Consider the following 10,454-nt stretch of genomic DNA (forward strand, 5'->3'; position numbering starts at 1 on the left):
TCTTTCTCTTTCTCTTTCTCTTTCTCTTTCTCTCTCTTTTCTTTTTCTTCTTTAGGCTTTTCTGTTCCTTTAATTGGTGCCGCATGAGTCGTTAACGGACTCCCTATAATCGGCTCTCCAATCAAACCAATTAACACAGCTGTCGTTAGTACTTTCGGTATAAATTTTTTCATGTTCTTCTCTCCTCCTATAAAATAGTCCACCCTTCATAAACTTTTAAAAATAAAAAAGTTTTTTAGGTTTCTAGTGTAATATACATACTATCATCCTGATATAATTGATTCAATATATACCATTAAAAAATTCTAGTATTTTTTAATGGTATATGAAACAGCATTTTTGCCGATAAACATCCTTCAGATTACGAACCTTATACTATAGTGTTCCTTCCACCACCATTTTCTCCTCTATCGTAAATTCCAATACTTTATCCACGGTACCCAACTACAACATAATATTTCCAAGAAAGATTATGTTTGGCCTTGTTGAAGGTAATTCATTAAAACCTCCATATCTATCTGCATACACCTTGTACTTTTCTTTATTCTTTCATCTTGAAAATAATCAGAGATAGTATTTTTTGATAAATATATGTATTTGATTTAATACGAGAGATATAGTAAGCCTTTTTATCTGGTATATTTTAAAGATTTTCTAAGTGAAAACACCCTAAATCACGTATACATAAATCACTTTGTGCCATAGTTGGGACACACAAAGACCTATAAGTTCGATTATACTGTTTACCTGAACCCGTATGGATATGTAGGAACTGTCCGCCTAATAAGTCATATTCAAGTTTGATTTTTAACCCACCTGTATGACTACCTCTCCCCCCAGGATAAATGGATAAAAACATATCTGGAAGCTGAAATGCAGTTAAATCTAAAATACGAATACGCTTGAAAACAGCGGTGTATGCCAATCAACTTAATAATTTCAACTTCGACTTCCCAAAAGTACAGTTATAAAAATGATATTTGGAGATAATGTTTCTGTTTGAATGCTTTTTCTGTTTTTATACTGATTATATACAAAATAAAAACAACCAATCGTTATATTGATTAGAATTATTTGTACTTGTTTACATTACCCACAAGCAACGGCCTCACAAATTAAAACATCTTCACAATAACTAACATCCGTTTTCATATCTTGTATCCACCCATTACCTATTGCTACTTCTTTCTCCTGCATCTAAATAAATTTTTTGGGATTTACACTTGTTTTCAATTAAATTTACCAGGAATAATTTATTTATATAGATATTTCTTTTCGTTAAACGTAAGTATAGGCCTTTATTCATATCTGTTAATTTTTTATATTATATGTAATATTGTTTTAAAATTAAGTTCCTAATATAATAAATCCGCATGTTCCGCTCAGGCTATCCTTCTCCTATATAATTTCTATTTATCGGTACCTGATTTTATACTTTAAAATAAATTTAACATAAAATATTTACAAAGCAAATATTTTATGTTAAATTTATTTTAACCCTACTTCTACAGTTATAAACCACATAAACCGAAAAAGTTTATAACTGTAGCAACTATGCATATGAAATTCTATTTCACAAGACCTTCATTATTTTTTAATGAAGGTCTTCCCATATCCCGAAACTCAATTAAAGCCAAATCTAAAATCTTAGTACTATTAAATAAAAATTAAATTTAATATAAAGATTAATAATTTCTAATCTCTTTATCCAAAACTATAGTAAACAAAAAACCTTCAATATTCTAATTCTATTTTCATTAGGGTATTTTTAACAACCCTCTCTTCCTTAGTTCTCTGTACAAGCTACTAATATGACAGTTCACTTCTTTTGCTATATTCGGATATTCCATTCCTTGCTCATATAACTCAATTGCAAGCTTGCATTTTTTATCCCATTTCCCCTCAAATGTATCCTTCTTTTTTTTAAACCCAAATATTTTTTTGTCTAAATTTATTACTCCGTATACCTATTTTACAGTGTAGGGTACAATAGGTATACGGAGTAATATTATAATTACAACTACTACAATACTGCTCTTTTAATATTAAAATTCTTTTCCTTCTCTCAATCGCTTTCATTAAACACTCTTCCCTCCCTTTTTTCTGTATCCGAAAAGTCCAAGTTTGAAGTGTATTGAATCTTGATTTTTATATTCTACGGAATAAAACTCAAATATCATCTAAAAAATAAATGTTTAATTATAAAAAAAATACTCTATAATCAATCAAGAGTACCTTTCAAAAATATCCTTTTACCAATTATTAATATCATTATTTTTATCTGTACAATAACTAAAATTAAAAATGCGACACGATAACCAAAACTTGCAGCTGTTAACCCTATTAAAAGAGGAGAAACAACTAGCATAATATAACCAGTACCAGATAAAAGTGATACAGCCTTATCTGGATTATCAGATTTATGATTAGCTATATAAAAGGAAAGTGGTATAAAAGTAGATCCACCAATGCCAACGAACATCAAACCAATCATCGAGGATAATAAATTCCTTGAAAAAACAAACAAAACTAACCCTGATAAACAAATAAACCCCGAGTAAGCTAATAGTTTATAATTTCCAATAAAGTTTGCTATACGACTACCAAGAATACGACCTAGCATATTTGCAGAATATAATACAGCTAATTCAATCCCTCCTAAAAAAGAATCTGCTTGCATAACATCTCTTAAGTAAATCGATAAATAATTTTCAAATGCAGTATAAATAAAAAAAGTACTCCCCATAAATAATATGGCAGCTAATACAGGCGGTTCAAATCGAAAAGAAGTACTATATCTCTTTAGAGCTAGTTCCATTCCTCCTACTACAGCAGGTTCAGGAAAAGTATTTCTTATATTAATTAGAGTTACAATTATTAAATACGTTCCCGTTCCTATATAAATAAACTCATAACTATATCCCAAAAATAATAATCCTCCACTTGAAAGTGCTCCCAAGGCGGTACCAGCACTAAAACTAGCATGTAGTTTTAGCATGATTTTAGAATTGTAAATTTTTTCATAATCTCCCGCTAACCTATTAACGATAAAATCAAGAAATCCCATTAAAATCCCACCTATCACAAATACAAAAATTAATATATCGTAATTCTTTGTAATAGATAATAAACCATAAAATATTCCTGTCCCACCCACTCCCAAAAAGAGAATTAATTTTTTTGATAACTTTCGAGCAAAAAGTATCATTAACAATAATCCGAAAATACCTGACACAGACTGTATTACTAAAAGTATCCCTAATTGCTTATCACCCATACCGCAATTACATTGTAAATCACCTATTAAAGAAGCCCATACTCCTACTTGAAACCCTTGAGTAACAAAAAGAAGTACTAAAATTTTTAAAAAACTTTTGTTACCTTTTTTCATTTTATAAATATATACTCCTTTCCAACATTACGAAACTTTCTTTCAAATCCGAATTAACATATCTTCTTATAGGTTACAAATTCTTCACCTTCGTTATTTAAGAATTTGTAACCTTTTTTTCTAAATTTCCTGATGAATATAGCAAATCATTTTCACGAATTTTTTTAAAAAAATTATATATTTAGCATTACATTTTTTGTTATAAAATATTCTAGCATTAAAATATTCCCCTAATTATCCATGTAATTAATTACAAATCATTTTTAGTTTAATACATATTATTCAAGATGTTACTAACTTCACTATTATTAATATACTTTCCGTTTATCTTAACTTTAATTTTCTGATTAGAATTCTTTTTTACTATCCAACAATTCAGCATAAAACGGTCCTCATGTGATAAAGTAGACGGAGTATTTCTGATTTTTCCCCATAAATATGAAGTAGCAGAGAGGATCTACCCTCTCCTGATGTAATCATTTTTTTGCTATTAACGATTAATTGAGGCATAATACCAGCTGCATAAACAACATTTTTATCAATTAGTTCTTGCGCAGAATAACTACCTGTAATCATTTCGCCATATTTAGTCAATCCTGCACCTATTGCAGGAGTTTGTCATCTTGATTCGTTTTCGATATTCTGCCATTTTCAATAACAACCTCTGTTGCTTCTTTCCCTCCCCCTCTTCCTGTTTCATCATTAAAACCACTTGCATTTATAGCTATAAATGCATCATGTCTTTTGGCCATTACTCCAATCCCCCCCTTTATTAACACTTTATGAACCTTGTTAACCAACTAAACGAATATTAAATGGGTTATGAATTGTAATCATTGTCCTTTTAAAAGGAAAGTGACTATCCTTTACACTATTGATTTGTTCTATATCAATTACTAAATCTGTTTTTTTAACTCATCTAGTTTCCTTTTAGTAAAACCTTTATTGTTCTCAACGCTATTAGACCAGTTAGCATTATTTATTTTTTTTAAAAGTGCCCAATTCTTCTTGAGTCAAAAAGGTATACTTGACTAATTTGGGATGTTGAGAAGTCAAAATACTTTCGGCTAATATTACTCGAAATTCATGTCCAGACTTTGTCCCAAAAAAGAAAAAACAGACCTAAAAATACAAAAACTGTAAAGAGAACTAATACTGCTTAAAAACTTCTTAAAATAAATCATAACTCTCTCCTCAATAGAAACTTATATAACTTCTATTACTATGTCTTAAAAGGAACCTCTTGAACAGAATAAACTATATTGGTTTATATATTTTAAATCTACTAAAATCATATCAAATTTCTTCTCAACATTACACTGTATCATTTTTCCATATATATAAAGTGACCTGTAAGTACTTTGTATATAATAAGTTTAATTAATATAAAATACCCTCTTTTTGTTGTTTTAATACTTCTTAAAGATATTTAATCGAGTTCATATACAACCAGTTCATAAACTAATGCAATTTGTTGTTTTTGAACAATTAAATGATACCTCTACTGTTCTAACCAATTATAGAACATGATGTTTCCCTTATATTCTTTATCATTTTTTTGTTTATTTTTATAGAATAAGGATTCTTTAGCTTCTTTTTTCACTCTCTGAAATTCTAATTCTTCCATTTTAGTATTTAAAGCTGTTACAAAATAATCTCTAAAACTATTTTTTATTTTTCCCTGTTTATATTTGTCCAAAACTTTTCTAAGTACTAAATTAAAAGAATTTATTGACAATTCATCCTGAGTAGCTACTCTCAACTCTTCAATTATAAATTGTAATTCATCAGAGTTTTTAAATTCATTATTCATCTGACCTATTTCATTTTTTTGTATTTCATTGGAATATCTCCCTTGTATATTACTCGACTCTTGGCATGATATAAATAATTTATCTTCTGTTACCGGGGAGTTTAAATCATATTTTTCCAATATATTTTCTAAACAATTTGTAATAATAAAATTTACATCTTTCATTAAACTAAATGATTTAATGGATACTCCGGACTCTAATAATTCATTTATCGTTTCCTCTACAAACTGAATGTATTCGGATTCATTAAATGGTATATCTGAAACATTATAAAATGATTGTTTCTTGCCATTTACATAACAATTAAAACCTATAATATAACTCTTGTTAGCAAGCTCCTTCCATGCAGCGTCTATATTTTTTCTACTAAATTTTTTATGCAATTGTGTTTTATATATTACCCAATCATTGGGCAAACTCATTAGGTGAGATAATAAACCTATTGCTCTTAAGTCTTTTAAATCAGACTGCAAAGGCTTATTATGTATCTGTGCATATTGATATGTATGTCTTCTTTTTATTACATTAGCCATAGGTTCTCCTCGAATTTTAAAGTGATCTCATAAAATATTTTTTTACATTTTAGTACAGGCTGATTAATGTTACAAGGTTTAGTTGTAATTTTAATTGTTATTGATAATTTGATCTATAAAATATTTTGAAATACAAATTAAATGTAATGTATTTAAATAATTCCTCATTGTATATTAACCATGATTTAACATCTTGCAAATTTAATGAGATTTAGTATAATTATCGTAAGAAAACCAATTTCGTTTTTGTAGTTTATATATGCATATATACCACAAAACCTATAACAAGGAGCTGTTTTAAAATTAAAGAGCGCATAATGAATGCTTTTGTAGAAGAAACAAAAGTAAAGGGACTTAAATTTTCTGTCAATGATTTATCACTTCGTTTAGGAATTAGTAAAAAAACAATATACGAGCATTTTGATTCTAAGTCTGAAATATTAGATAATATAATAGATATAACAATTGAACAAATGCAACTTCAATATAATCAAATAAAAAATGATACAACTCTAACTTCTGTTGAAAAAATCAGCCATTTTTTAAAGGTAGTTCCTAAATATTATCAATTTATTGATTTTAATGTATTAAATCAAATGAAACAAAAGCATCCTGAACAATGGATTAAAATGGATGATTTTTTAAAAGAAGATGAAAATAATATACGTGAACTAATTGAACAAGCAATTAAAGAAGAAACTATAGTTAATAAAAATGTTTCTTTAATTATGAAAACTGTTATTTATACTATTGAATCTATCTTAGATAAAGATTTTTATTTAAAAAATCGAATTACTGTATATGAAGCTCTTAATGAAGTTGTTGATATTTTATTATACGGTTTAGTTGTTAGAGAAAAAAAGAATAGTTAATTATTCTTTTTTTTCTCTGATAAAACTAAATAAATCGATATAGTTTACACGTTTAAAAGAGCGTTCTTCAATAGTTTTTACAAAATAAAAAATTTATATTAAAAAGTATCGACCATGAAAAATAAATAATCCCCTTTAAATTACTCACCACTTTATACCTTAACGTACTGTTTAAAATCGAAGGGAAACCTATCAATTTCTATTTGATTAGGATAATTAAGTAGTCCCTAGACAGCTTCGTTTCTCTGAAGCCACCTATTTATAACACAAGAAGAACAATTCCATTCACGAAGATTTAAATTTTTCGTTTTTGTTTTGGTAATCTTAAGAAAACTACAACTTGCTTCCTATACTTTTTTATTTATCATTCCGGCAGAAGATCCTATTTTTATTGTTTTTTCACCTTCGTCTCAATTTAGAGCGTCCCATTACCTCATAACCCTCTGGGAATTTGACTATTCTAATTTTAAGTGGCTTGAAGTGAAATATTGCTTTATTTCTCATTCTTCCTTTTTAATTTCGTAAGCTAAGACGATTAAGAATAATAAGTTAGTCTCTTCCTGTTACCTCACACATTTTTTTATCTAGACTAGAAAGGAATCAATTCTACCAAGATTGACTATATCCTATTTTTGTAATTAAGATTCTTACCTTTCATTCAAATAGATTCGGAATTTATATTGTTTATTTTTAAGATGATAATACCTAACTTTCTATTATTCTTCTTAATAGAATACAAAAGATTAGAATTATGTCTCCTGATATGCATCTCCCACTTAAAAAACTTCACATTTTTGATAAATAAGTCTTCTGTTTTAAAATAATAAAATGTAGATTTACTCCTACTGGTATTCATTTAGCACTTTTTATAATATAAAAAAGCAAATTAGAACACCCACGAATAAAAATGTCTAATTTGCTTAGACTACCATATTCCTAAACTGAAAAATTATCTAAACTAGCATCCTCTGATATTATTAATTGATTTATTTCTTAAAGTTTATTTTTCTTGTAATTTATGATTTTTCCAATCAACCTTATATTGATGTGTAGAATTAACTTGGTGTTGTTCCTTGAAGTTTGTTCCCATCCAGCAACCAATTACACCCCAACCATGTCTATTTCCATAACCACCATACCAATCCATCCAATAGTTATCCGACACACGGTCATATTTTATTTTCATCTCAGAAATATCATCATCTTTTTCTGCTGAAATTATAGCTATCATCCCTGGAGAAAAACCATAAGATGCAAGAGGCGGCATTTCATCACTAGAAATAAAATTATTTTGTGCATAAACCGATCCGTTTCGTGATTTCATAAACAACTGATTACCATTGTAAATATGATAAGAGTCTTGTGTATATGGTCCGTAACCTTGATTCATTGCAGAAACAAATGGAACTCTCCATTGGACTTTTTTATCTGTATCTGTATCCAATAAGGTCTTATAATCATTTTGACTATAAGAAGTAGATGTTGTCCAAGTAGCATCTCCACTAATCGACCCTTCTGGATTGTCAGATATCTTTACACTCCCTCCAATTTTATATCCAACGGTTGAAGTCACATTTTTGCTATCAATTGCATTCACTGGAGCAACTTTGTAAAATTTTGCTTTTCCCTCTGTGATTTCAAACGATATATTGTATAAGGAGGCCCACTGTAATATCGCACTCTTATAACCAGCCTCAGATCCATCATCACCTTCTTTTGATATAATTTTTTTACCAGCAGGTATATTACTTCCTTCAGTACTTAAAATAGCTATATTTTTATCACTATGTGGATCTTCAATAAATGATACGTGTAATGATGTTTTTATTTGAGATGTAGGGTCTAAAATTGTTGACAAACTATTGTACACCTTAGCACTTTTTCCTAAATCAAACGTATTAAGACTTTGATTTTCTGCATATATATTATGCCCACTTAATGCTAAAAATGTACTTATGGATAATGTTGATACTAAAATTTTCGAATTTTTATTGCTCTTTTTCAAACTACTCACATCCTTTAATAAATATATTTTTTAATCTTGCAATGTACTACAATTTAAAAAAAGGCTTGCGCTAACACATTGTATAGCAACTCACTTAAACCGAATAAACGCATGTGGTTTATTCGGTTTAAGTGAGTTATATTATATCATTTTATCTAATATAACTCTATATAAAATAATATCAGCTAAATTAAGATAAAGATTCCATGTAACAGAAATAAAAGGAAAATCTACCGTCAACTTAGATTCACCTTTTATTTTTATGATAGTAAACGGTTAAAATATCTTGTATTTGAATTAAGGTTTGGTATAATGCATTAGCTCATAATTATTCCTGTTTTCCTTTTCCATTAGAAATCGTCGTCACTACTCATGAATTGTCTCCATCTACTACTTTTACTGACAATCCTTAATCTATCCATTTATTTTTTCATTGCTTAAATCCTAATGAAAGACTGTTTTTTTTTTAAACAATGTTCATAACACTCCTGCATTTCACTTCATATTAAATTTTGACTTTTTCCCTTTATCTCGAATAGACTTTAATTGTTTTTCAATCTCTTTTAATGTTTCTTTTTTTCTATATGTTTTTTAATTATAATAAGCTCTCGCTAAGTAATTTACATCTAAAAACATCTATATACCCCTAAATTCAAAATACACATATTAATCTCTATTCTACATTTAAAATCTCTATGAATTTTTATTACGTCCATATAATAGCATATAATTTCATTAAACCAAATAAACATTATAAGTTTTTTATTATTTTATTGTATATGAAATAATACCCAAATAATAATTTTTTATTCTAGAAAATATTTATTGAGTATAATCTTGATCAAGTAATTCCCAAAAAGTTAAACTGTTTTATAAAAATAAGATACATAGCATTTCGAATGAAATTTTATTATTTAATTTTGTAATAATTTTCATGTGCTATTCTCTTAAAAATTTGATATAGTGTTCTTAAACGCCTTCACTATATAAACAAAAAATGTTTATATAGTTTATTAGTCTTTAAGTAAAATAATTTTTTATTTATACCCCTAATAAACAATATGTAAAGCGTTAATAATACAAATTTTCTAGGAGGATATTACATGAACAAGGTGAATTTTTTAGGAAATCCAATTGAATTAATTGGAAATAAAGTTGAGGTCGGGGATTTAGCACCAAATTTCGAATTACTATCAAACGATTTATCTAAAGTAAATTTAGATACTTACAAGGGCCAAATTAAATTAATTAGTGTTGTTCCATCTATTGACACTGAAGTATGCGATCAGCAAACTCGTTACTTTAACGAACAAGCATCAAATATTAACAATGTAAAAATTATTACAATTAGTACAGATTTACCATTTGCTCAAAAACGTTGGTGTAACGCAAGTGGATTGCAAAACGTATTAACACTTTCTGATCATTTGGATGTTTCATTTGGTAAATCCTATGGTGTCCTTATGTCAGAATTACGTTTACTAGCTCGGGCAATTTTTGTTGTCGACTCTAACGATACAGTAGTATATGTAGAATACGTTGATGAGGTTACTAACCATCCAAATTATAAATTAGCTTTTGATTCCTTAAAAACTGCAAAATAAAAACAGTACGCTTATTTTGAACTGACCCCATAAAGTTAGACAGGTTGTTTCATTAGGCAAAACTAAAAGGCATGAGTTCGATATTGTATCGGACTCATGCCTTTTAGTTTTGCCTTCATTCTTTTGTGATTATAATAATCGAGGTTCTGTTGCAAAGTTTAAAAAGCAGAAACGGGTCTGAATAAATTTGGGGAATCATTTAAGCTGTGACTAATAATTTATGCAATTCTTTGTA

General features: G+C 28.0%; 6 protein-coding genes and 2 pseudogenes. 2 read left to right on the forward strand and 6 right to left on the reverse strand.

Translation table 11 applies throughout. From position 1 onward, the window contains the following. Positions 1-473: 473 nt before the first annotated feature. The 4 genes and pseudogenes from ATL10_RS29525 to ATL10_RS32070 all read right to left on the reverse strand — a co-directional run. Positions 474-919, reverse strand: a pseudogene (locus ATL10_RS29525) (transposase); the annotation flags it as partial. Positions 920-2,221: 1,302 nt separating this feature from the next. Then, positions 2,222-3,391 carry an MFS transporter gene (locus ATL10_RS29535; protein WP_110498159.1) on the reverse strand — a complete coding sequence of 390 codons (1,170 nt, stop codon included), beginning with the start codon at positions 3,389-3,391 and terminating at the stop codon, positions 2,222-2,224. A gap of 268 nt (positions 3,392-3,659) precedes the next feature. Continuing rightward, positions 3,660-4,511: pseudogene (locus tag ATL10_RS29540) on the reverse strand (phosphodiester glycosidase family protein). Between the two features lie 381 nt (positions 4,512-4,892). Next, positions 4,893-5,738 (reverse strand): hypothetical protein, encoded by an 846-nt coding sequence (locus ATL10_RS32070; RefSeq protein WP_258375830.1) that lies wholly within the window; start codon positions 5,736-5,738, stop codon positions 4,893-4,895. A 317-nt stretch (positions 5,739-6,055) separates the two neighbouring features. On the opposite strand from ATL10_RS32070, the gene ATL10_RS29550 reads away from it, so the two are divergent. Beyond that, positions 6,056-6,610, forward strand: coding sequence for a TetR/AcrR family transcriptional regulator (locus ATL10_RS29550; RefSeq protein ID WP_258375831.1), 555 nt, complete (start codon positions 6,056-6,058; stop codon positions 6,608-6,610). A 1,000-nt stretch (positions 6,611-7,610) separates the two neighbouring features. Here ATL10_RS29550 and ATL10_RS29555 read toward each other — a convergent pair. Further along, complete coding sequence (locus tag ATL10_RS29555) at positions 7,611-8,615, reverse strand: beta-channel forming cytolysin (protein ID WP_181419358.1); 1,005 nt, start codon at positions 8,613-8,615, stop codon at positions 7,611-7,613. 1,103 nt (positions 8,616-9,718) lie between these two features. Here ATL10_RS29555 and tpx point away from each other — a divergent pair. After that, complete coding sequence (gene tpx / locus ATL10_RS29560) at positions 9,719-10,219, forward strand: thiol peroxidase (protein ID WP_110498165.1); 501 nt, start codon at positions 9,719-9,721, stop codon at positions 10,217-10,219. Between the two features lie 62 nt (positions 10,220-10,281). On the opposite strand, the gene ATL10_RS29565 is transcribed toward tpx, so the two are convergent. Further along, the gene (locus ATL10_RS29565; protein WP_481747234.1) at positions 10,282-10,374 is read right to left on the reverse strand and encodes an IS3 family transposase; all 93 of its coding nucleotides are present in this window, start codon (positions 10,372-10,374) and stop codon (positions 10,282-10,284) included. Positions 10,375-10,454 lie beyond the last annotated feature (80 nt).

The sequence above is a fragment of the Bacillus sp. 196mf genome (genome assembly GCF_003217275.1).
GTDB lineage: Bacteria > Bacillota > Bacilli > Bacillales > Bacillaceae_G > Bacillus_A > Bacillus_A thuringiensis_S.

Bases quoted from the DNA above. Each gene is read 5' to 3' on its own strand.
- ATL10_RS29535 (WP_110498159.1), bottom strand. From the start codon at position 3,391: ATGAAAAAAGGTAACAAAAGTTTTTTAAAAATTTTAGTACTTCTTTTT.
- ATL10_RS32070 (WP_258375830.1), bottom strand. From the start codon at position 5,738: ATGGCTAATGTAATAAAAAGAAGACATACATATCAATATGCACAGATA.
- ATL10_RS29550 (WP_258375831.1), top strand. From the start codon at position 6,056: ATGAATGCTTTTGTAGAAGAAACAAAAGTAAAGGGACTTAAATTTTCT.
- tpx (WP_110498165.1), top strand. From the start codon at position 9,719: ATGAACAAGGTGAATTTTTTAGGAAATCCAATTGAATTAATTGGAAAT.